The organism is Rhizobium sp. BIGb0125, assembly GCF_024810055.1.
Classification (GTDB): Bacteria; Pseudomonadota; Alphaproteobacteria; order Rhizobiales; family Rhizobiaceae; genus Agrobacterium.
Genome location: NZ_JANUDV010000002.1, coordinates 183,281 through 204,372 on the forward strand (window position 1 = coordinate 183,281; position 21,092 = coordinate 204,372).

Below are 21,092 nucleotides of genomic sequence, written 5' to 3' on the forward strand. Positions count from 1 at the left end.
GTTGCTGCCTCACATGGCAGGCAAGATAGCGATATCCCGCACCTCGTTGTCGATACCTGTGACTGCACCAACCTGCGTGGCAGCACCGGTCTCAAGATTGACAGTGTAGAGGGTTTTATTGGCGACGAGATAGGCGGTGTTCTTGCCGTCTTCCGCACCTTGAATGTCGAAAGCGTAAGTGGCCGGGGTGCCTTCGATACCAAGCTTGCCAATGGCTTTCAGCGTACCGTCATTTGGTTTGGTCTGCTGGATCAGCGCACCAATCGTGGCATCGATATTGTACATCGCAGTCTTTTCAGGCTTGCCCCAGGAGTTGGTGTAAGCGGCCGCAACGATGTTGGGTGTTTCACCCTTGTGCATGTCACCCTCTTCATAGGCCAATGTGCCGTCAACTGTCACAGCACCGGTATCAGGGTGAACACGGTAATTTGTGGTGCCGGTCATGAAACGCAGACGGTCTGCCATCGGATTGAAGTCAACGACCACAGGCGCCTCGGTCATGGCCAGCGGCTTGTCCATTTTGGCAACTTCGGTTGCTGCACCGCTGGTCAGATCGATTGTGACGATGGATCCCTCAGGCGTTACGCCGACCACGGTCTTGTTGCCTGGGCGAAAATCGATCCCCACCAACTTGTCGACACCGGTCACATCCATGGTCTTGGAAACTTCCGGCTTGTCTGTGTCGAACATCACCAGCGTCTTGTCGCCGGTCAGGCCAAGAACAGGTGCGGCATGTGCGGATGCGGCAGCAAGAACGGCGGTAGAGGCAATCAATACGGAACGGATCATGTGCATGGCATTTCTCCCTTTGGATATCTGTTTCAGAGAACCCCGCTTCAACACCTGTGAAGCGCCTCTCAATGGGTAGACACACGGGAGATGCCGTTTGGATGCAGGCAAATAAAAAAATTATGCTGCATCCATTTGCGGCTTTGAGGGGTAACCCCACAGAGAATGATGAAGCCTTGCGTTCAAAAAACAGGACAAGCTGATGTCTGGAACAGGCGCCCTATCTGTGAGATACCCGTTTGAGAGAAATGTTCGGGAGGAGAACCGTTTGCAGGTGATGCAGGATCAAAGCGAAGATTTGAGCGCTGCGCTTGCAGCCTGTGCAAAAGGTGACCGCAAAGCCCTGCGGCATATTTATGATAGTGAAGCCGGACGGCTGGTGGCTGTCGCCCAGCGCATTTTGAGGCGGCGTGATCTTGCTGAGGAAGCCGTGCAGGAAGGGTTCATCCGCATATGGATCAAGGCGCATCAATTTGAACCGGGACGCGGTTCGGCACGCGGCTGGATCTATGCCGTTATTCGCAACCACGCGCTCAACATGCTGCGGGATGGCAAACGCGAAGATCTTGTTACCAGCGACAAACTTGAGGAATTGCAGGACCGTGAACAGATCGATCAGATCATGGCCTCCTGGCAACGTCTGGAAAGTGGCAGCCGCCTGCATGAATGTCTTGGCGCACTGGAAGAAACGCGACGACGAACGATCCTCATGGCCTATGTCGGTGGTTATACACACGGCGAAATTGCCGGACGCCTGCGGTTGCCGCTTGGCACCGCAAAGTCGTGGATAAAACGAGGACTTTCCGCATTGAGGGAGTGCATGCGATGACCGGCACCAACCCTGAACACGACATCATACACCTTGCCGATGAATATGTTCTTGGCCTGATGGAGCCAATGGAGGCTGCGGCCTTCGAAGTCCGCCTTGAGCGCGACGCCGAACTGCGTGCCGCCGTTGAAGCAAGCCGTGACCGTTTTCTGCCGCTTGATGCGACGGCCGACCCTTTGGACGTCCCGGAGGAACTCTGGCAGAGGATTGATGCCGGTATTTCGGCTGCGCGCCCTACCCCTGAGATCGCCACAGCGCCATCCCCTGCCGCCAGCAATGACAATATCAAGTCTGGCTGGCGCTGGACTGCGATGGCTTCGCTTGCGGCCACAGTGCTGCTTGCCGTGACACTCGGCTGGAGCCTGCTCACCAGACCCGATCCTGTCGTGATCGCTGTTCTGCTTGATGCCAAGGGTGAAGCACAGGCAATCGTCGAAGACTTCGGCAACGAGCAAGCGACGGTGAAGCTGCTTGCCGATTTTACTGTCCCAGAAGGCAAGACGTTGCAGGTGTGGACCCTGCCCTCTCAGGACATGGGCCCAGTGTCGCTTGGACTGTTGGAAAACAGCCGCTCTGCAGCTCTGAAAGGACCGGCTCTGCCCACACCTCAGGGAGAACAGCTCTACGAAATCACGCTGGAAACGGCTGGGGGATCACCGACTGGTCGACCCACAGGGCCAATTCTTGTCAAAGGTTTTGCCAAAGCGCCGCGATAAAGACTGACGAATACAAAAGACGCCCGCAACGAAGCTGCGGGCGTTTTCTTTTGTCTGACAGAATGGCGCGAGGAAAAACGGCTTGCCCCCTCCTCTCTTACAGCTATTTTGCTTCATGACGCTGGCGGCTGTCCGGCGGGGCGTCTTCGCGCTCATCTAAGCCATAATCACGGATGACGCTGGCAACACGCAGACGGTAATTGGCAAACACGCCGTTGCGGCCGGCGGATTGGGCCGCGCGGTGGGCATCAAGATTGCGCCAGGCTTTGACCGCTTCCTCATCCCGGAAAAACGAAAGCGACAGCATCTTGTCGGGATTGGTGATGCTCTGGAACCGCTCGACCGAGATAAACCCGTCGATAGTCTGGAGGTCTTCGCGCAGCATGGCGGCTATGTCGAGATAGTGCTGCCGTTCACCCTCTGCCGGCCACACCTCGAATATCACAGATATCATCGCTCACTCTCCCCATGTGGTGCGGATGCCAGTTGCAAGAATAGCCGGTCTTCGCGGCGGATGAATTGTTCGCGCCTGGCGAATTCGTAGTTGTCACGCCCAAGTGGATCTGCTGCCAGACGTGCACGATAGGCTTCATAGGCCGCGAGGTTCTCGATATTATAGACGCCGTAGGCAATGGTGCTAGAGCCCTCCTTCGGCGCGTAATAACCGATCAGTTCCGCACCACAGCGTGGAATGGCTTGCCCCCAGTTGCGGGCATAGTGTTCGAAAGCATCGACCTTATAGGGGTCAATCTCATATCGAATAAAGCAGGTCAGCATGGCGATTTCCTTTCGTGCGACATGCCTTCGGTCTACGCCATTGCCGTACGTCAATGCTTCGGCTATGATCGAACTATGAAAGACGGACCCATTATCGCAACTATCGCCTCACTGATCGGCGACCCTGCCCGCGCCAATATCCTGACGGCGCTGATGGATGGCCGCGCGCTGACCGTCAGCGAGTTGGCAAACGCCGCCGGCGTCACGGTACAGACGGCCAGCGGGCACCTGTCCAAGCTGAGCGACGCCAATTTGCTGAAAGCCGAAAAACAGGGACGGCATCGTTATTTCCGTCTGTCGGGCGAAGATGTGGCGCAGGTGCTGGAAGCGCTGATGGGGCTTGCCCAGCGCACCGGCGCCGTTCGGGTCCGCACCGGCCCCAAGGACGCGGCGCTGCGTGAAGCAAGGGTCTGTTACGACCATCTGGCCGGGGAAAGCGGCGTGCAATTGCTGCACGGCATTACCCAGCGCGGTATGGTGATTTCACAGGATGAAACCATTGCGCTGACCGATCAGGGCCAGCAATTTTTCTCCGACTTTGGTATTGATCTGGAAAGCCTGCAAAAGGCGCGTCGCCCGGTCTGCCTGCACTGCCTGGACTGGAGTGAAAGACGCCACCACCTCGGTGGTTCGCTCGGTGCATCGCTGCTCAACGCCATGTTGGACAAACAATGGATCAAGCGTGCGGAAGGTCGGGTTCTGACCTTCACCAGCAAAGGCCGCACGGCTTTTGAAAGCACGTTTATCTGTGAAGCCGCCGACGACAGTGCCAGTTGATAAACTGATTCAAGTGCCTGCGGGTTTGATTCCGCCAATCGCCGCAAGGCACTGAAATCAGATTCTTTTATCCCTTAGATCCAAGCGCTGAAATCAGCGCTTTTCTTTCAGCCAGCCGGCCATGCGGCCAACCGCCTCGGCGATATCAGAGACGGAACCGGCGTAGGAAATACGCAGGGCGCGGTGCCCCTCTGTGGGGTCAAAATCCATGCCCGGTGTCGCTGCAACATCGATTTCCGTCAGCATGCGCTTGGCGAAATCCATGCTGTCATTGGTAAAGCGGCTAACATCGACATAGGCGTAGAAGGCACCATCCATCGGGGACGCCAGCGGCAGGCCGATCTGTGGCAGACGCTCCATCAGGAAGTCACGATTGGTGTGGTAGCTTTCCTTGTAGACATCCAGTTCTTCAGCTGCACCAAAAGCGGCGGCAGCAGCAATCTGCGACAGTTCCGGAGCAGAAATATAAAGGCTCTGTGCAAGACATTCGACCGGGCGCACCAGACTTTCCGGCAGCACCATCCAGCCGACACGCCAGCCGGTCATGCAATAATATTTCGAGAATGAATTGATGACGACAGCCTGATCAGTGATTTCCAGCGCGGAGGTTTCCTCGCCGACAAATGTCAGTCCGTGGTAGATCTCGTCGGAAATGAAAGCGATGGAGCGGCTTTCGCAATAGGTTGCCAGCCGCTTCAGTGCCTCACGTCCGGTGACGGTACCGGTGGGGTTGGCTGGACTTGCCAGCAGAACGCCCTTCAGCTTGCAGCCGGCAATGGTTTCCGCCCGCTCAAGGCTTGCGGGCGTCAGCGTAAAGCCCGTTTCAGCCGTAACCGGCACTTCCACAACCTTCAGGCCAAGTGCTTTGAGAATATTACGATAGGCCGGGTAACCGGGCCTGGCGATAGCAACCGCATCGCCTGCATCGAACAGGCTCAGAAATGCCAGATTGAAGGCGGCGGAAGATCCTGTCGTTACCGCAATGCGCGCAGGGTCAACATCTATGCCATGCTGCACGCGGTAGTGACCGGCAATGGCTTCACGCAGCTCAAGCAGGCCAAGCGCATCGGTGTAACCAATCCGCCCGTGTTTCAGTGCTTCGCTGGCGGCGGCAAGTGCGGCTTTGGGTGCAGGATGGGCTGGCTGGCCAAGCGACATAGAAATGACGGGGCGACCGTCTTTCTTGCGGCGATTGGCTTCGGCCAAAATGTCCATGGCATGGAAGGGTTCAACGGCACTGCGGCTGGAAACAGGAATCAAAACGAAGCCTCTCTTATTTTCTCCAGCATCAGCCCCCAAAATGGTTAGGGTTTGGTGAAGCAAGATGTGTGGTGGTAAAACTGTAGCGCACAGGGATGTGTTGTTTTGAGGACGTGTGCTGCTTTCAAGTCGGAGACTTGCCGCATTCTTTTGCCAATAACAATCCAGCCGCCGCGACAATGGGCGCTATTTTTTCGGTTGTGGCGTTTATGCCTTGCCGTAAAATGAATTAATCTGCAAACACCGCACCATATGTTTGCTATCGTCTTTCAATGACAACGAGGCCGAAATGAAATTTTCACTAGCATCCGCAACGCTCGCCAGCGTCATGGCCTTTACGGCAGTTGGCATCAGCGCCCCTGCTCACGCACTGGATGACCAGCAGAAAAAGGAAATCGGTGCGTATATCAAGGAATACCTGATCGCCAATCCGGAGATCATGCTGGAAGTGCAGGATGCGCTTGAGCGCAAACAGTCAGAGGCACGCAACGCCAAGGCATCAGAGGCGGTTAGCAGCAACCAGAAAGCGCTTTTCGAATCGAAATTCGATATCAGCCTCGGCAACCCGAAGGGTGACGTGACGCTCGTCGAGTTCTTCGATTACAACTGTGGTTACTGCAAGCGCGCCATGAGCGACATGGACAACATCCTGAAGTCCGACAAGAACATTCGCGTCGTGCTCAAGGAATTTCCGATCCTCGGCCCTGAGTCGCTGGCTGCCCACAAGGTTTCCAATGCCGTGAAGCTGGTGGCGCCGGAGAAGTACCCTGAATTCCAGCGCACGCTGCTTGGCAGCACCGGTCGCGCCAATGAAGACAGCGCCATGGAAGTCGCAACCTCGCTCGGTATCGATGAGGCCGCCATTCGCAAGTCGATGGAAGAAAGCCCCAACACCCCGCAGGTGCAGGAAGCCTATTCGCTTGCCAACAACCTCGGCATTACCGGCACTCCATCCTACATCATCGGCACCGAGGCCGTTTTCGGCGCCGTTGGCGCTGATCCACTGAAAGAGAAGATTGCCAATATGCGCACCTGCGGCAAGGCAACCTGCTCGTAACAGAGCAGCCGGCGCCTTGCGTCTTCAAGGTCTTCAATTCCCGTGCCGGTCACGGGAATTGCCACCAGCCCTAGTCATCCCGCTGACAAGAAATATTCCCTTGCAGACAGTTACGAGCGGTTATTCTGTGCCAAAGCAGGAATCACGCTCATGCCGCGCAGTAGCACGGGCCTTACCGTTTCAATCAAACAATCCACATCAAAATGCTCTTCATGACCAGAAGATTAAGGACAACCCGTGCTTTAAGGCGAACAGGGCTTTTCCTTGATCGCCTTAAAGTCTATAGGTGGCGCTGAATTTTTGACGGAACCGTACATGAGCAAGCTAGTCCTCGTCCTCAACGGCCCCAATCTGAACATGCTTGGGAAGCGGGAGCCAGGTATTTACGGCGGAAAAACCTTGAAAGATATTGAGCAGGATTGCCGCGAGGCAGGCCAGTCGCTCGGCTTTGAGGTGGATTGCCGCCAGTCCAATCATGAAGGTGTGCTGGTCGATTGGCTTCACGAAGCCGACGACCGCGCGATCGGCGTCGTCATCAATCCGGGTGCTTACGGGCATACGTCAATTGCGTTGCATGACGCCATTCGCGCTATTTCCGTGCCGGTACTGGAAGTGCACATTTCCAATATCCACGCCCGCGAGGAATTCCGCCACAAATCGATGATAGCGCCCGCCGCCAAAGGCATGGTTTGCGGCTTCGGCCCCTACGGCTACATCATGGCGCTCAATGCACTGAAGAATATCACGCAATAAGAATAAACAAGAGAATAGGGTCTCGTTATGGCTGAAAAGAAAAACGGTATCGACAAGGAACTGATCCGCGATCTCGCGAACATTCTCAACGACACCGACCTGTCGGAAATCGAAATCGAGCAGGACGACCTGCGCATTCGCGTTTCGCGCTCCGCACCGGCAGCAACCGTTTACGCAGCGGCTCCTCCTGCTTATGCAGCACCGGCACCAGTTGCCCCAGCAGCACCGGCCCCGCTCGCAGCGCCAGCGGCATCTGCTGCCCCTGCCCGCAACCCGGCAAACACCGTTACTTCGCCTATGGTCGGCACGGTTTACCTGTCGCCAGCTCCAGGCGCCCGCGCATTCATCGAAGTTGGTGCCACCGTCAAGGAAGGCCAGACGCTTCTCATCGTTGAAGCCATGAAGACCATGAACCAGATCCCGGCTCCAAAGTCCGGCAAGGTCACGGAAATCATCGTCAACGACGCTCAGCCTGTGGAGTATGGTGAAGCCCTCGTGGTCATCGAATAAGGCGGATAAGCATGGTATCCAAGATCCTCATAGCAAACCGTGGCGAAATCGCGCTTCGTGTACTGCGCGCCGCCAAGGAACTCGGCATTCCAACCGTTGCCGTGCATTCCACGGCGGATGCGGATGCGATGCATGTGCGCCTTGCTGATGAAAGCGTTTGCATCGGCCCTCCTCCGTCGCGTGACAGCTACCTCAACATTCACCAGATTGTTGCGGCATGCGAAATCACCGGCGCGGATGCCGTTCACCCCGGTTACGGCTTCCTGTCGGAAAATGCCAAGTTCGCAGACATTTTGGATGCGCATGGCATTACCTTCATCGGACCGACCGCTGACCATATCCGCATCATGGGTGACAAGATCACCGCCAAGCAGACAGCACAGGAACTGGGTATCCCCGTCGTTCCCGGCTCTGATGGTGAAGTGAAGCCGGAAAACGCGATGGAAATCGCCAAGTCGATCGGCTTCCCGGTGCTTATCAAAGCAACGGCAGGCGGTGGCGGCCGTGGCATGAAGGTTGCCAAGACTGAAGCCGATCTGGACGAAGCCGTTTCCACGGCCCGCTCCGAGGCTCTGGCAGCATTCGGCAACGACGCTGTCTACATGGAAAAATACCTGGGCAAACCACGCCACATCGAAGTTCAGGTCTTCGGTGACGGTGAAGGCAATGCCGTGCATCTGGGTGAACGCGATTGCTCCTTGCAGCGCCGCCACCAGAAGGTCCTGGAAGAAGCAAACTCTCCTGCTCTGACCGTCGAGCAGCGGATGAGCATTGGCGAGATTTGCGCCGACGCCATGCGCAAGCTGAAATATCGCGGTGCAGGCACCATCGAGTTCCTTTACGAAAACGGCGAGTTCTATTTCATTGAAATGAACACCCGTCTGCAGGTGGAGCATCCGGTCACGGAAGCCATCACCGGCATGGACCTCGTGCAGGAGCAGATCCGCGTTGCTTCGGGTCAGGGACTCTCGGTTACGCAGGCTGATATCAAGTTCAATGGCCATGCCATCGAATGCCGTATCAATGCTGAAGACCCACGCACCTTCGTACCATCTCCTGGTACGCTGACCTATTTCCACACACCAGGCGGTCTTGGCGTTCGCGTCGATTCCGGTGCCTATCAGGGCTACAAGATCCCGCCTTATTACGACAGCATGATCGGCAAGCTGATTGTGCATGGTCGTAACCGTGAGGAGTGCATTGCACGTCTGCGCCGCGCGCTCGACGAGTTCGTTGTGGATGGCATCAAGACGACCCTGCCCCTGTTCCAGGACCTCCTGCAGAACGAGGACATCTTGAAGGGTGACTACGACATTCACTGGCTGGAAAAATATCTGGCCGGTGACGCACACTAAAAATGGCCGGGCGACGCAGCAGAAACGCGGAAATAACACCCGAGATACTGCTGCGCGCCTATTCCGTTGGCCTGTTTCCCATGGCCGATTCGGCTGACGACCCTGAGATTTTCTGGGTCGAGCCAGAAGTCAGAGGCATCATTCCTCTCGACGCTTTCCATGTTTCCAAAAGTCTTGCCAAAGCCATCAGGCGCAAACCGTTCGATATCCGCTTCGACACGGCGTTTGATTCCGTGGTTGGCGGTTGCGCGGCGGAAGCCTCCGACCGGCCCAGCACCTGGATCAATGCCACCATCCGCGCGCTTTACAGCGAGTTGAACATGATGGGCCACGCCCACAGTGTTGAGGCCTGGGAAGGCGATGAACTGGTTGGCGGACTTTACGGGGTGTCTTTAGGCTCGGCATTCTTCGGGGAAAGCATGTTTTCCCGCCGCACCAACGCGTCGAAGATTTGCCTCGTCTATCTGGTCGAGCGGTTGCGGGAAAAGGGCTTTACCCTACTCGATACGCAGTTCACGACCGAACATCTCATGACCTTCGGTGCCATCGATGTTCCCAAGGCAGACTATGCCAAGCTGCTGGAAAAGGCCGTCGATCGGCCGACGATTCGTTTTTAAGGGCCAACGTCTGAGCCCCTCACCTGCGGCGTGAGCTATTCACCGGCCATAACGACACCACCGTGATTTCAGCACAAAAAGCGCGTGCCAATCAAAGGCAGAGGCGCTTGGTCGTCATGTGTCTGTTTTGAAAAGTCTGTGGTTTTCCGAGGAGCGCGACGGCTCGATCAGTTGGTCTGCGATGGAGCAACGACTTCCGACTGCTGCTTGCAGCCCGTCAGCCAAACGTCATAGATCGGGTGTTCAACGGCATTGAGACCGGGGCTGTCTGCGAACATCCAGCCGGTAAAGATGCGACGCACCTTACGATCGAGGGTGATTTCATCGACCTCGACAAACGAATCGATCTTCTGCGCTTCGGTTTCGTCACGCGAATAACAGACCTTCGGTGTCACCTGCAGCGCGCCGAACTGTACGGTCTCATCGATATAGACATCGAAAGAAGTGATGCGGCCGGTAATCTTGTCGATACCGGAGAAGACAGCAACCTTGTTGGAAATACGCTCCGCAGCGGCATTGTTCACCACTGCGAGGGAAGGCAGGCATGCCAGTGCAATAACAGCCAGCACACGCAAAGAACCATCCCGCGTGAATTTCCTCATATCAAACCGTCCCTCAAGAATTGAAACCGCAAGCACGCCAAAGCAAACCTGCTTTCCAGCTATAGTGCGAATATGGCGAAAAGCGTGCAGCAGCCGGATTCAGTTGCCCGGTGTCCAGGCGTCGTAGTCGCCTGTCACGCGAGGACGTTCGCCAGGAACAGCAAGCGAGCCCTTCGGGCGATAAGCCTGCGACGTGCCTGTGAGGTTTGGCTGGTGTGCCTTCTGCCAGTCGCGCGGCTTGTAGTCTTCCTGCGAAGGAGGCACATCGGTGCGGTAGTGCATCCAGCCGTGCCAGCCTGGCGGAATTGCGGAAGCTTCTGCGTAACCGTTGTAGACAACCCAACGACGCGGCATGCCCCAGGAGGTGGTGCCGCCTTCGTAGTAAATATTACCCAACTCGTCCTGCCCTACCTTCTTGCCGAAACGCCATGTGTGAAAGCGCGCTCCGATCGTCTGGCCATTCCACCAGGTGAAGATTTGAGTGATAAGAGTCTTCATATCCGTTCCTTCGGCTTGCCCATGCAAGCGCCTACGAAAGCGCAGCATGCTGGCATCAGCTTATGCCGCCATGCGGCGCGATTGTCCAGTATTTCCAATCATCACAATGTTATTTCAGCTTCATTCTGAAGCCGAAATGTCGCCGCTCGAAGCCAAGCCGTTCGTAAAAGCGATGCGCGTCCAGCCTGGCCACGTTCGAAACGAGCTGCACCGTGCCGATATCCAGCTTTCTTGCCTTGTCGATGCAGTAATCGACCATGATGGCGCCAATACCCTGCCCGCGCATGTCAGACCGCGTCTGCACGGCTTCCATGGCCATGGAAACCGATCCACGGCCGACCAGCTTGTTGAGAATGACCGTCTGGAACGTACCAACGATTTCGCCTTCCAACTCCACCACATAGAGGCTTTCATTGGGAGATGCGGCAATGGCATCAAAGGCCCTGCTGTAATCAGCAAGCGCCTCCGGGTCGGTCGTGTCGCCGTGCGAGCCAACCTCGTCAGCGGCGTAAATGGCGGCAAGCGCTGGAATATCACGCTCCTGCGCCTCGCGAATCGTCAGTTGTTCGGCCGAGATCTTCATCTGCGCAGGCTCTTTTCCATGACAATGCCCGGCAAACCGTCAACGCCGGCCATACGATCGATTTCATCGACCTCGACAAAACCAACACCTTGATAGAAGGCAATCGCGGGCTTGTTGTTGGGATCGACCTCTAGGCGCATGATTTCCGCGTCGGGAAAGCAGGTTTCCAGTTCGGCAAAAATGTCCCGGCCAACGCCCTGGCGCTGGAATTCCGGCGCAACATAAAGCTGATACAACAATGCCGTCTTGGTCATCTTGGTGGACATGGCAGCATATCCCATGCCGCCCAGACGCTTGCCGTCATCCGCAACCAGAAACTCCCCGCCCTTTTTCTCGATGCGCTCCTTGATGGCCTGTGGCGAATGCCAGCTGGCAATCATCTGCGTGACCTTGTCCTTACCGTAGAGCGGGTCATAGGTAGCGTGCCATGTCTGGGCCAGCAATGTGCGAACTTTCTCAATATCGCGCTCACTCGCGGTGCGAACGAAAAACATGATAAAATTCCTTTTTCTAAAAAAGAAAAGGCCGGGCACCTTTTCCGGTCCCGGCCCCATCTCTGTCAAAACGACCTTATTCTTCTATGCCCAGCTTGGCCTTGACCAGAGCCTGGACGGCCTGTGGGTTGGCCTTGCCGCCGGTAGACTTCATAACCTGACCAACAAACCAGCCGGCAAGGGTTGGCTTTGCCTTGACCTTCTCGACCTGATCCGGGTTGGCGGCGATGATTTCATCGACAGCCTTTTCGATGGCGCCGGTGTCTGTCACCTGCTTCATGCCACGGCTTTCAACGATCTCTGCCGGGTTGCCGCCTTCGTTCCAGACGATTTCGAACAGGTCCTTGGCGATCTTGCCGGAAATGGTTTCTGCCTTGATGAGGTCAATGATGCCACCGAGCTGATCGGCAGAAACAGGAGTCTCTTCAATGCCTTTGCTGGCTTTGTTCAAGGCGCCCAGCAAGTCGTTGATAACCCAGTTCGCAGCCAGCTTGGCATCGCGACCAGCCGCAACGGCTTCATAATAATCGGCAATTGCCTTTTCAGACACCAGAATGGACGCGTCATAAACCGACAGGCCGAGTTCGCTGACAAAACGCTCTTTCTTGTCGTCAGGCAGTTCCGGCAGGTCAGCCTTCAGGCTTTCAATGAAAGCGTCATCGAATTCCAGCGGCAGCAGGTCTGGATCAGGGAAATAACGGTAGTCATGCGCATCTTCCTTGGAGCGCATCGAGCGGGTTTCGCCCTTGACCGGATCGAACAGGCGAGTTTCCTGATCGATCGAACCGCCATCTTCGAGAATGCCGATCTGACGACGGGCTTCGGATTCGATGGCCTGACCGATGAAACGGATGGAGTTGACGTTCTTGATTTCGCACCGTGTGCCAAACTCGCCGCCCGGCTTGCGCACGGAAACGTTGACGTCAGCGCGCATCGAGCCTTCGTCCATGTTACCATCGCAGGTTCCAAGGTAACGCACGATGGCGCGCAGCTTGGTCATGTAGGCCTTGGCTTCATCGGCGGAGCGCATGTCAGGCTTGGAGACGATTTCCATCAGGGCAACGCCCGAACGGTTAAGGTCTACAAAAGACATTGTCGGGTGCTGGTCATGCATCGACTTGCCGGCATCCTGTTCCAGATGCAGACGCTCGATACCGATCTCGATATCTTCAAAATTGCCCTGACGGTCAGGTCCAAGCGAGATGATGATCTTGCCCTCGCCGACAATCGGGTCCTTGAACTGCGAAATCTGGTAGCCCTGCGGCAGATCCGGATAGAAATAGTTCTTGCGATCAAAGATCGAACGCTTGTTGATCTGGGCCTTGAGGCCAAGACCTGTACGAACGGCCTGTGCAACACATTCCTGGTTGATTACCGGCAGCATGCCAGGCATGGCAGCATCAACCAGCGACACGTTGGCGTTTGGCGCATTGCCGAACGACGTGGATGCGCCTGAGAACAGTTTCGAATTGGACAAAACCTGTGCGTGGACTTCCATTCCGATCACAATTTCCCAATCGCCGGTAGCACCGGGAATGAAGCGTTTCGGATCTGGTGTGCGCACATCTACAAGGGTCATATCAAGCTCGCGGGATACATTCTTTTCTGTTTGTGGGGTAAAACAAATGTGCTGCATGCGCAAGACTTGTCGCGCTGTTGAAGCCGGGACAAGTTGCCTTGTCACACAATTGGAAAATATATTGGGTAACGCTCCGCACTCTATCGGTTCCGTCAGCGTTTTGCGCCTCACACAGAGATCATCGCCATGAACAAAACTTCGCTCTTTTACGGATCACTCGCAGCCAGCCTCTTTTTTGCCGGCATGGCGCCTGCCCAGGATGCACCGGTCAAGGATCAGGTTGCCCTGATGACCGACGCCAAGGCACAGAAACTGACGGGCATTGCCCGCAAGACCAAGGACGTCGATGCCCGCCCCGCAGTGGCGGGAGAGGTTATCGTCACCATCATCAAGGGTGAAGGTGTCGAGACCAAATCCAAACCGGCAGAAGCCGGTGACTGGGTTGTTCGCAACCGTTGCCCGGAAACCGGCAACGAGGAGATACTGGTCAAGGCCGCCAAGTTTCCACAGCGTTATGGCGAGGCGCAATCACCGGCCGATGCGCAGGGTTACAGCGACTTCAAGCCGCTTGGCAGCGAGATGAATTATTTCATCGTGTCGGAGAAAACCGGCGCCTTCACCTTCACCGCGCCTTGGGGTGAAAACATGGTTGCCAAGCCGGGCGATGCCATTGTGCAGGTGCCGTCAGACGAAAAGGACACCTACCGGATCGCCGCCAGCTCGTTCAAATGCACCTACGAGATCGTGTCGGCCGCCCCTTAATCTGGGCGGCTGTGCAATGCGTTAAAATCCGGGGCCGTAGGTATCCTTCGGCTCCTCGACCAATTGTTTGCTCAAGCCGATGGATTGCACGTCACGGTCCAGCTTCGGAGCATAGGTCACGGTCAACCAGTTCACGCTGTAGCCATGCTTCTGGAAAAAGGCGATGGCCTGCTCATTCTGGGCATGGCTCTCCACCCGCACTGATGTGAAGCCCTGCTCGATAATTTCACGTTCGACATCGGCAAGGAGCAGTGCCCCCACGCCTTTGCGCTGATATTCCGGCGCTATCCAGAAATCACTGATCTTGTCATCGAAGTGTTCGCGTGCCGCCCAGCCGACAATTTCGCCATCCAGTTCGGCGACCGTAATGCTCAGCCATGAGGACAGCGTGAAATTTTCAAAGGCAGATCGGGCGTTTTCACTGAGCGCTTTGGTAACGCCAATCGGCGCCATGGCCATTTCCCAGGCCCGCAACCCCAGGGCTGCAAGTGATGCCGCTTCGTCTTCCCGCGCATTGCGTATGCTGACCAAATGCTACCTCCGATCGTCCGGTTGCAGTAGACCATTCATTCCCGCATTTGACTAGTACAAGCTTTCGCCAAGCTCTTCATTCAACATGTATATTTGAGAGTTGTCTCATTTACCGCCGTGGCCGTGTTCTGTGGCCATGCGCACACAGCAACACGGATTGAAACAGGATGCGCACAACACGAGAATCACCTGGACTTGACCATGGCGGCCCTGCTCGCTAACCAGAAAATGTAACGAAGGAGCTTTTATGTTCTCTCAATCGGAGTCCCGGTAACGGCCCTGCCCGCAAGTACCTTGCGCGCCGGGCCCAAATGAAACCGAGCCGGATGCTTTTGTGGCACCCGGGTGTGTTTTCATGCGTCCTTGAGGACGCCGACCGGATTTCCGAAAATGGACATTTCACGCGCCGAACAGCGCATCCTTCACCTGCTCGCGCAAGGCGGCAGAATAGAACTCGTTCGAGACGACAATCGCAAAATCGAAAAGCTGAGCCTTTACACCCGTGACGGCTGGGTTTTCAGCGGTCTCAACCTCGAGACCTTCCGCAAGCTGAAACGCAAGCGGGCCATCGCCTCTGCCGGTGGAAAACCCTATCGCATCACCACACGCGGGCTGGAACTGGTACGCGGTGAACTCGACAACAGGTAAATGGCTGTGCCGGGCGGTAGCAATGCTGCCCGGTGCATCTCTGCAGATTAGAGCACCTGTTCCAGCCGCACTTTTTGCAGTTCCACCTTCATGCTGTCAGACCATTGCTGGCCCTGCCAGACGATCTGAAAACCGCACCTTTCGTAAAGGCGGATGGCTGAGACGTTTTTGGCATGGGTGCTGATCGTTACGGTCCCGATGCCGGCTGCGCGCATCTTCTGCAGAAAATGCTCCACCAGTGCGCGACCGATGCCACGCCCCTGCCATTCAGGGCCGACCCAAAGGTCCGAAATGTGGTTGGGATCACCATCACGCGCACCCCAGCCGGCAATCTCACCGTTGATCTCGACCACTGCGATATCGCCGGTTGATGTGGCGGCAAATTGCGCAAATTCACCCCGGACACGCTCAATGACTGATGGATCGAGATAGACATCCTCGAATGCATTGCTGGATTGCCATGCCCGAAAACCAACGAGGCCGACCGCTTCACGGTCAGCCTCGTTCATAGCACGAATGTGAAAGGTGCTTACCACCACTTGGCAGGCGTGAACTTGCCTGCGGCCTGCTCAATGGCATGAGCTGTTTTGAACAACGTTTCTTCTTCAAACGGCTTGCCGATGAGCTGCAGACCAAGTGGCAGACCCTTGCCATCAAGTCCGGCCGGAACCGAAAGACCCGGCAGGCCAGCCATGTTGACCGTAATGGTGAACACGTCCTGCAGGTACATCTTGACTGGATCCGATGCCAGTTCCTCATCACCAATGGCGAATGCAGACGACGGGGTGATTGGCGCCAAGATGGCATCAACACCTTCATGGAAGACGTTTTCGAAGTCACGCTTGATCAGCGTGCGAACCTTCTGCGCTTTCAGATAATAGGCATCGTAATAACCAGCCGACAGCACATAGGTGCCAACCATGATACGGCGCTGAACTTCCTTGCCGAAACCGGCAGCGCGGGAGTTCTGGTACATTTCGGCAATATTGCCGCCGTCAACGCGCAGGCCGTAACGAACGCCGTCATAACGGGCAAGGTTGGACGAGGCTTCGGCAGGTGCGACGATATAATAGGCTGGCAGAGCGTATTTGGTGTGCGGCAGGGAGATGTTGACGATCTCGGCGCCCGCATCCTTCAGCCACTCGATACCCTGTTCCCAGAGCTTTTCGATTTCTTCCGGCATGCCGTCGATGCGGTACTCTTTTGGAATACCGATCTTGAGGCCCTTCAGCGACTGGCCGATGGCCATTTCATAGTCCGGCACCGGCAGATCAACCGACGTTGTATCCTTTGTGTCTACGCTTGCCATGGTCTTCAATAGGATGGCGGCGTCGCGCACGTCGCGGGCAATCGGACCGGCCTGATCGAGCGAGGATGCATAGGCTGCGATACCCCAGCGCGAGCAACGGCCGTAGGTTGGCTTGATGCCGACTGTGCCGGTGAAGGCAGCAGGCTGACGGATAGAGCCACCGGTATCGGTTGCGGTTGCACCGGCGCACAGATGTGCAGCAACGGCAGCAGCCGAACCACCGGAGGAACCGCCGGGCACCAGCTTCTGGTCAGAACCATTGGCGCGCCATGGGTTGATGGCCGGACCGTAATAAGAGCTTTCGTTGGACGAGCCCATTGCGAACTCATCCATGTTTAGCTTGCCCAGCAGAACCGCACCGGCGTCCCACAGGTTCTGGGTGACTGTCGATTCGTACTTTGGCTTGAAGCCATCGAGAATGTGCGAGCAGGCCTGCGTGTGGATATCGCGCGTGGCGAACAGGTCCTTGACGCCAAGCGGAATACCCTCGAGCGCACCGCCCTTGCCGGCTGCCAACTTCTCATCAGACGCTTTTGCCATCTCACGTGCCTTTTCAGGCGTGGTGGCGACATAGGTGTTCAGCTTTTCATTGGCAGCATCAATAGCCGCAAGATAGGCGTCCGTCAGTTCGACGGCGGTAATGTCCTTCGCCTGCAGTTTCTCGCGTGCTTCGGCAATGGTGAGGCTGGTCAGTTCGGTCATATCGGCAACGGCTTTCGAATTTTAGAAAATCGGACTGGCAAATTCGGTTATCAAGTTCCTATCTGGCACTGGCATTTGCGAAACTGCGTCACGCGTTTCGCGCCAGTATATCCAAGGCTTACTCGACGACCTTTGGAACCATGAAGAAGTTCCGTTCGGACACCGGCGCATTGGCCACAATGTCTTCCGCCTTGTTGCCATCAGTCACGGCATCGGCACGCTTGCGCATCTCCATCGGCGTAACTGACGTCATTGGCTCAACGCCATCGACATTCACTTCCGAGAGCTGCTCCACAAAGCCAAGGATGCCATTCAGCTGGCCCAGCATCTGGTTTGCTTCGTCTTCGGTGACGGCAATACGGGCAAGTTGCGCAACGCGTTTTACGGTGGCGAGATCGACGGACATGTTTCTTCTCCGATGGAATATCCAGAGCCGGTAACCGCCCTTTCGGGAGCTGTGACCGGCCCTTTCGTGTTCTTGTGCTGTTTCCAGCAAAAACCGGCGGCCGGTTTTCCTGAAACTGCTTCACTTCGCTATAATGTTCATGCCCGTCATTCGCAACGGTAGAATATCAGAACGTGATGCTTGCCCCGGCTTTCGGCGTTTCAACCGTGGACTGGGCGCCTTCCATGCCAGCGACGAACTTTTCCGGTGTCTGATCGACAATCGGGAACGAGCCATAGTGGCAAGGCACGACATAACGGAAGTTGAAATAGCGCTGGCAGGCAAGCGCTGCAACCGCACCACCCATGGTGAAGCGGTCACCGATCGGCACCAGACCAACTTCAGGCTGGTGCAGCTCGTTGATCAGCGCCATGTCGGAGAAGATATCCGTGTCGCCCATGTGGTAGACAGTTGGACCGTCTTCGAAATGCAGCATCAGGCCGTTGGCATTGCCCAGTGCGTGCGAAACGCCGTCTTCGGTGATCTGTGCGGAAGAATGCAGTGCATTGGTGAAGGTGGCGGAAAAGCCGAACTTTTCGAACGCGACGGTACCGCCGGTGTTGCCGACTTCGATCTTTTCAACACCCTTGGTGCCAAGCCATGCACCGAGATCGGCATTGGCCAGAACCGTGGCACCCGTCTCCTGCGCCAAGCGCACCGTATCGCCAACATGGTCACCGTGACCGTGAGTCAAAAGGATATGGGTGATACCGCTTGCCACATCCTTGGCGTCTTGGCCGGTGAAGGATGGGTTACCCGTCAGGAACGGATCGATGAGAATTTTGGCATTTCCGGTTTCAAGACGGAAAGCGGAGTGACCAAGCCATGTCAGTTTCATCGTGTATCTCCTGATTTCAATTCAGATTTTCGTTTCTGTTACGGTAGAAAATGTCATATGTCAGCAACGATAAACACATCATGACAGGGCAGAACCATGGCGAACATTACCATTGAGGAACTGGCGCAGGTTCTGAAACCGGGCCAGGCCATTGCAGGTCTCGACCTTGGCACAAAGACCATAGGCCTTGCCATGTCGGATCTTTCACGACGGTTTGCCACCCCTCGCCCGGTGATCAAACGGGTAAAGTTTACGCAGGATGCGCAGGTTCTTCTGAATTTCGCGGCGAAGGAAAAAGTTCTGGCCTTTGTTATAGGCCTGCCGATGAACATGGACGGTTCTGCGGGACCACGTGTTCAGGCAACCCGCGCCTTCGTGCGCTCAATGGGTGAAAAAACCGACCTGCCCTTTGTCTATTGGGACGAGCGTCTTTCAACGGTTGCGGCAGAACGTGCGCTTTTGGAAATGGATGTTTCCCGTGCCAAGCGGGCCGAACGCATCGATTCGGCCGCCGCCAGCTTTATTCTTCAAGGCGCTCTGGACAGATTGTCGGCACTTGGCAGGACGATCTCGCTGCCATCTGAAGACTGAGCATTTCCCCGCCACCATTTGGCAATGGCCTTGCGCTTGCGAAAGCCCATGATCGCAAACACGATCAGGCTGTCGACCACGATGGCGCGTGCCACCAATGGCGGAATTGTCTCGGGCGGAATGCCGAGAATATTTCCATAGATATTGAACACCAACTCATGCGCTTCACGCGTCAGCATAAAGATGCCGAAGCTCATGTCGTAGTATGACAGACCGTACCAGCTACCCAGAAGCGTGATTGGCCCGGCCCACAAAATCAGAAACCACTTCATGCCGACTGCTCCTGATTAAACACACCGTAAGGCAGACCGGACACGACGATCCATCTGGCGAAGGCCATTATACACAGGTTCACAGTCGGAGCATAAATGTCCAACGGCAAGAATGCAAAAAACGTCATCATGACGCCCAAGGATATCCAACGGTACACGGCGGTTCCTCTGCATGCGCCCAACCGACGCATGGTTAACAAATCATTAACGTAATGTGGACCTGCAGAATTGATGGCGCAAACACAACATGAAAACATGGTTAACGTGAGCCGTCCAACTGTGGAAAACTTTCCCTCCGCCAAAACAACAAAAACCCGTCGGATAAGTTCCGACGGGTTTGTATTTTGATTTACTTATATACCATGATAGATAGGCGATCTCAGCCGTAAACGCCCCTCACCAGCCGCTTGACAGCGGTTTCAATTTTTTCCCAATCTTTCGATGTCTTCATCGGCACGCCGGCAAACTGGCCGCTGGTGGCAGCGGAAATAACGATGTGCTGGATCGCCCCGAACAAAACGGCATTAACGGCGGCGGTATCAACACCCTTGGGTGCCGCCAGCGATCCCTTCATGCGTTCCAGCCACTTGGCTAACGACTTGGCACGGGCTTCCGCCAGACGGGTCACTTGCGGGGAACTGTCAGACACTTCCCAGGCAACGATCTTGCAGACCAGCGGATCCTCTCGCAGCGCGTCCATGAAATAAAGTGCCAGCTTTTCCATCAGGTCGCCATAGGTCAGCAAAAACATGCCGCCGGTGTCTTCGGGAATGCGGTCCTTGACCCAGGAGCCAAGGTCTTCGCCAATCGCATCGACCAGACCTTCAAGCCCGCCAAAATAACGATAGATCAACTGCTTGTCGCAGCCAGCACGGCGCGCAACGGCGTTGATGCCGAAGCCCTGAAAGCCTTCCTCTGCCAGCAAAGCTTTTGCGGCATTGAAGATGATCTTTTCCGTCGCGGCGCGATCCTTGATGCGCGGGGCCGGTTTTGTTTCAAGTATCGATTCGAGCAAGGCGTCTAACTGTCTGTTGTTGTTGCCGGAAAACAGAAAAAACTTTCAACGCGGTGCGCGTTATCAGCGCGCTGCGTCATCAATCTGATTCATGCGACCTGTCTGTTGTCATGTTGTGTCGCCTGTCTTTACCCCTGATGTGTTTCACCACCGGGAGACATGCTGTTAGCCGGATTACTGCATAGAATCGCGATTGGAAATTGTTTTCAGCAGAAAATCCGCACGATCCTCAACATTTGTTTTGGGAATCGTTACAACGCGATAGCCATAATCGCTGTAACTTTGAATCAAGGCCTCGTAACTGGCCACAGCATCGTCAAAACCATGCTGTCGTTCGCTGTCCGTCTGGTAGATTTCCCGCCATGGCGGAACGGCAAATACCGTCTCGTTATACCTGAATCTGCGGACCGCCGTTTCAAACCACGGTTTCGGTTCAAGACCGGCATGGGCCGCGCCACTGATCTGATCGATAATACCGCGATCAAAAAACGTCACGCCGGGACGTTTGGCAGCCTCGATCATGAAATTGATGGAACGCGAAATCGTCAGATCGATGAAAGCCGACAGATTTTGCCAAGGCAGCGCATCGCCGCCAATATAGAGCTGTTCCTTGACCAGTTGGCGGCCCGGCTCCTCGCAGGCGTCAAAACCGCGTTTTGCCAGTTCCGACAACAACGCGGACTTTCCGCCGCCCGAGCAGCCGGTCAGGATGATGAAACGCGAGGACTGCCCCTCAACCAGCGCCGGATCATAAATGTTCTCGATCAAGGCTGTCATGGGCAG

Annotated in this window: 28 protein-coding genes; 11 read left to right on the forward strand and 17 right to left on the reverse strand. The window is 55.8% G+C overall.

All coding sequences use genetic code 11. From position 1 onward, the window contains the following. Window positions 1–9: 9 nt before the first annotated feature. Window positions 10–795, reverse strand: a complete 786-nt coding sequence (locus M2418_RS04870) for a DUF4394 domain-containing protein (protein WP_259145102.1) — start codon at window positions 793–795, stop codon at window positions 10–12. 271 nt (window positions 796–1,066) lie between these two features. On the opposite strand from M2418_RS04870, the gene M2418_RS04875 reads away from it, so the two are divergent. Together M2418_RS04875 and M2418_RS04880 are read left to right on the forward strand one after the other, a co-directional pair. Continuing rightward, window positions 1,067–1,618, forward strand: coding sequence for a sigma-70 family RNA polymerase sigma factor (locus M2418_RS04875; protein ID WP_259145103.1), 552 nt, complete (start codon window positions 1,067–1,069; stop codon window positions 1,616–1,618). Then, a complete protein-coding gene (locus M2418_RS04880; protein WP_259145105.1) occupies window positions 1,615–2,334 on the forward strand; it encodes an anti-sigma factor domain-containing protein in 720 nt (239 codons plus the stop codon). Before M2418_RS04875 ends, M2418_RS04880 begins: the two co-directional genes overlap by 4 nt. 103 nt (window positions 2,335–2,437) lie before the next feature. On the opposite strand, the gene M2418_RS04885 is transcribed toward M2418_RS04880, so the two are convergent. Continuing rightward, window positions 2,438–2,788, reverse strand: coding sequence for an antibiotic biosynthesis monooxygenase (locus tag M2418_RS04885; RefSeq protein ID WP_259145106.1), 351 nt, complete (start codon window positions 2,786–2,788; stop codon window positions 2,438–2,440). Next, a complete protein-coding gene (locus M2418_RS04890; protein ID WP_259145107.1) occupies window positions 2,785–3,111 on the reverse strand; it encodes an NIPSNAP family protein in 327 nt (108 codons plus the stop codon). Before M2418_RS04890 ends, M2418_RS04885 begins: the two co-directional genes overlap by 4 nt. 75 nt (window positions 3,112–3,186) lie before the next feature. Between M2418_RS04890 and M2418_RS04895 the strand changes: the two genes are divergently transcribed. Continuing rightward, on the forward strand, window positions 3,187–3,888 hold the full coding sequence (locus M2418_RS04895; RefSeq protein WP_259145109.1) for a helix-turn-helix transcriptional regulator: 702 nt from the start codon (window positions 3,187–3,189) through the stop codon (window positions 3,886–3,888). 93 nt (window positions 3,889–3,981) lie between these two features. Here the strand turns inward: M2418_RS04895 and M2418_RS04900 are convergent, their stop codons facing one another. After that, complete coding sequence (locus M2418_RS04900; RefSeq protein ID WP_405049390.1) at window positions 3,982–5,103, reverse strand: pyridoxal phosphate-dependent aminotransferase; 1,122 nt, start codon at window positions 5,101–5,103, stop codon at window positions 3,982–3,984. A gap of 334 nt (window positions 5,104–5,437) precedes the next feature. On the opposite strand from M2418_RS04900, the gene M2418_RS04905 reads away from it, so the two are divergent. The 5 genes from M2418_RS04905 to aat all read left to right on the forward strand — a co-directional run bounded on the left by M2418_RS04905 (window position 5,438) and on the right by aat (window position 9,440). Beyond that, a complete protein-coding gene (locus tag M2418_RS04905; protein WP_259145118.1) occupies window positions 5,438–6,205 on the forward strand; it encodes a DsbA family protein in 768 nt (255 codons plus the stop codon). A 315-nt stretch (window positions 6,206–6,520) separates the two neighbouring features. Beyond that, a complete protein-coding gene (aroQ, locus tag M2418_RS04910; RefSeq protein WP_192487609.1) occupies window positions 6,521–6,958 on the forward strand; it encodes a type II 3-dehydroquinate dehydratase in 438 nt (145 codons plus the stop codon). A 27-nt stretch (window positions 6,959–6,985) separates the two neighbouring features. Next, the gene (accB, locus tag M2418_RS04915) at window positions 6,986–7,468 is read left to right on the forward strand and encodes an acetyl-CoA carboxylase biotin carboxyl carrier protein (protein WP_259145129.1); all 483 of its coding nucleotides are present in this window, start codon (window positions 6,986–6,988) and stop codon (window positions 7,466–7,468) included. An 11-nt stretch (window positions 7,469–7,479) separates the two neighbouring features. Further along, window positions 7,480–8,823, forward strand: coding sequence for an acetyl-CoA carboxylase biotin carboxylase subunit (gene accC, locus M2418_RS04920; protein ID WP_192487607.1), 1,344 nt, complete (start codon window positions 7,480–7,482; stop codon window positions 8,821–8,823). A 2-nt stretch (window positions 8,824–8,825) separates the two neighbouring features. Next, on the forward strand, window positions 8,826–9,440 hold the full coding sequence (gene aat, locus M2418_RS04925) for a leucyl/phenylalanyl-tRNA--protein transferase (RefSeq protein WP_192487606.1): 615 nt from the start codon (window positions 8,826–8,828) through the stop codon (window positions 9,438–9,440). 167 nt (window positions 9,441–9,607) lie between these two features. Here aat and M2418_RS04930 read toward each other — a convergent pair whose 3' ends face one another. The 5 genes from M2418_RS04930 to gatB form a co-directional block, all read right to left on the reverse strand. Next, window positions 9,608–10,042 carry a DUF2155 domain-containing protein gene (locus M2418_RS04930; protein ID WP_192487605.1) on the reverse strand — a complete coding sequence of 145 codons (435 nt, stop codon included), beginning with the start codon at window positions 10,040–10,042 and terminating at the stop codon, window positions 9,608–9,610. A 99-nt stretch (window positions 10,043–10,141) separates the two neighbouring features. Next, complete coding sequence (locus tag M2418_RS04935) at window positions 10,142–10,540, reverse strand: NADH:ubiquinone oxidoreductase subunit NDUFA12 (RefSeq protein ID WP_192487604.1); 399 nt, start codon at window positions 10,538–10,540, stop codon at window positions 10,142–10,144. A 109-nt stretch (window positions 10,541–10,649) separates the two neighbouring features. Beyond that, a complete protein-coding gene (locus M2418_RS04940; RefSeq protein WP_250982765.1) occupies window positions 10,650–11,123 on the reverse strand; it encodes a GNAT family N-acetyltransferase in 474 nt (157 codons plus the stop codon). Further along, a complete protein-coding gene (locus M2418_RS04945; protein WP_192487602.1) occupies window positions 11,120–11,617 on the reverse strand; it encodes a GNAT family N-acetyltransferase in 498 nt (165 codons plus the stop codon). Before M2418_RS04945 ends, M2418_RS04940 begins: the two co-directional genes overlap by 4 nt. 76 nt (window positions 11,618–11,693) lie before the next feature. Further along, the gene (gatB, locus tag M2418_RS04950; protein WP_192487601.1) at window positions 11,694–13,196 is read right to left on the reverse strand and encodes an Asp-tRNA(Asn)/Glu-tRNA(Gln) amidotransferase subunit GatB; all 1,503 of its coding nucleotides are present in this window, start codon (window positions 13,194–13,196) and stop codon (window positions 11,694–11,696) included. A 186-nt stretch (window positions 13,197–13,382) separates the two neighbouring features. On the opposite strand from gatB, the gene M2418_RS04955 reads away from it, so the two are divergent. Beyond that, on the forward strand, window positions 13,383–13,958 hold the full coding sequence (locus M2418_RS04955) for a hypothetical protein (protein ID WP_259145135.1): 576 nt from the start codon (window positions 13,383–13,385) through the stop codon (window positions 13,956–13,958). Window positions 13,959–13,979: 21 nt separating this feature from the next. On the opposite strand, the gene M2418_RS04960 is transcribed toward M2418_RS04955, so the two are convergent. Beyond that, complete coding sequence (locus M2418_RS04960; RefSeq protein ID WP_259145136.1) at window positions 13,980–14,489, reverse strand: GNAT family N-acetyltransferase; 510 nt, start codon at window positions 14,487–14,489, stop codon at window positions 13,980–13,982. Window positions 14,490–14,879: 390 nt separating this feature from the next. Between M2418_RS04960 and M2418_RS04965 the strand changes: the two genes are divergently transcribed. After that, window positions 14,880–15,137 carry a YjhX family toxin gene (locus M2418_RS04965; RefSeq protein WP_259145138.1) on the forward strand — a complete coding sequence of 86 codons (258 nt, stop codon included), beginning with the start codon at window positions 14,880–14,882 and terminating at the stop codon, window positions 15,135–15,137. Window positions 15,138–15,184: 47 nt separating this feature from the next. Here M2418_RS04965 and M2418_RS04970 read toward each other — a convergent pair whose 3' ends face one another. The 4 genes from M2418_RS04970 to M2418_RS04985 form a co-directional block, all read right to left on the reverse strand. Further along, a complete protein-coding gene (locus tag M2418_RS04970; RefSeq protein WP_259145141.1) occupies window positions 15,185–15,646 on the reverse strand; it encodes an N-acetyltransferase in 462 nt (153 codons plus the stop codon). Window positions 15,647–15,666: 20 nt separating this feature from the next. Continuing rightward, complete coding sequence (gene gatA / locus M2418_RS04975) at window positions 15,667–17,148, reverse strand: Asp-tRNA(Asn)/Glu-tRNA(Gln) amidotransferase subunit GatA (protein WP_259145145.1); 1,482 nt, start codon at window positions 17,146–17,148, stop codon at window positions 15,667–15,669. Window positions 17,149–17,266: 118 nt separating this feature from the next. Continuing rightward, window positions 17,267–17,554, reverse strand: a complete 288-nt coding sequence (gene gatC, locus M2418_RS04980; protein ID WP_192487597.1) for an Asp-tRNA(Asn)/Glu-tRNA(Gln) amidotransferase subunit GatC — start codon at window positions 17,552–17,554, stop codon at window positions 17,267–17,269. Between the two features lie 166 nt (window positions 17,555–17,720). Beyond that, window positions 17,721–18,431 carry a metal-dependent hydrolase gene (locus M2418_RS04985; protein ID WP_192487596.1) on the reverse strand — a complete coding sequence of 237 codons (711 nt, stop codon included), beginning with the start codon at window positions 18,429–18,431 and terminating at the stop codon, window positions 17,721–17,723. A 96-nt stretch (window positions 18,432–18,527) separates the two neighbouring features. Between M2418_RS04985 and ruvX the strand changes: the two genes are divergently transcribed. Then, a complete protein-coding gene (gene ruvX / locus M2418_RS04990) occupies window positions 18,528–19,022 on the forward strand; it encodes a Holliday junction resolvase RuvX (RefSeq protein ID WP_250982773.1) in 495 nt (164 codons plus the stop codon). Here ruvX and M2418_RS04995 read toward each other — a convergent pair. From M2418_RS04995 to M2418_RS05005, 3 genes are all read right to left on the reverse strand, one after another. Further along, entirely contained in the window at window positions 18,959–19,294 is a 336-nt protein-coding gene (locus M2418_RS04995) for a DUF6105 family protein (RefSeq protein ID WP_192487594.1), read from the reverse strand. The two genes, ruvX and M2418_RS04995, sit on opposite strands and share 64 nt — an antisense overlap. Window positions 19,295–19,673: 379 nt before the next feature. Next, the gene (locus tag M2418_RS05000; RefSeq protein ID WP_192487887.1) at window positions 19,674–20,309 is read right to left on the reverse strand and encodes a TetR/AcrR family transcriptional regulator; all 636 of its coding nucleotides are present in this window, start codon (window positions 20,307–20,309) and stop codon (window positions 19,674–19,676) included. Window positions 20,310–20,483: 174 nt separating this feature from the next. Continuing rightward, window positions 20,484–21,086 (reverse strand): AAA family ATPase, encoded by a 603-nt coding sequence (locus M2418_RS05005; RefSeq protein WP_259145152.1) that lies wholly within the window; start codon window positions 21,084–21,086, stop codon window positions 20,484–20,486. Window positions 21,087–21,092: the final 6 nt, after the last annotated feature.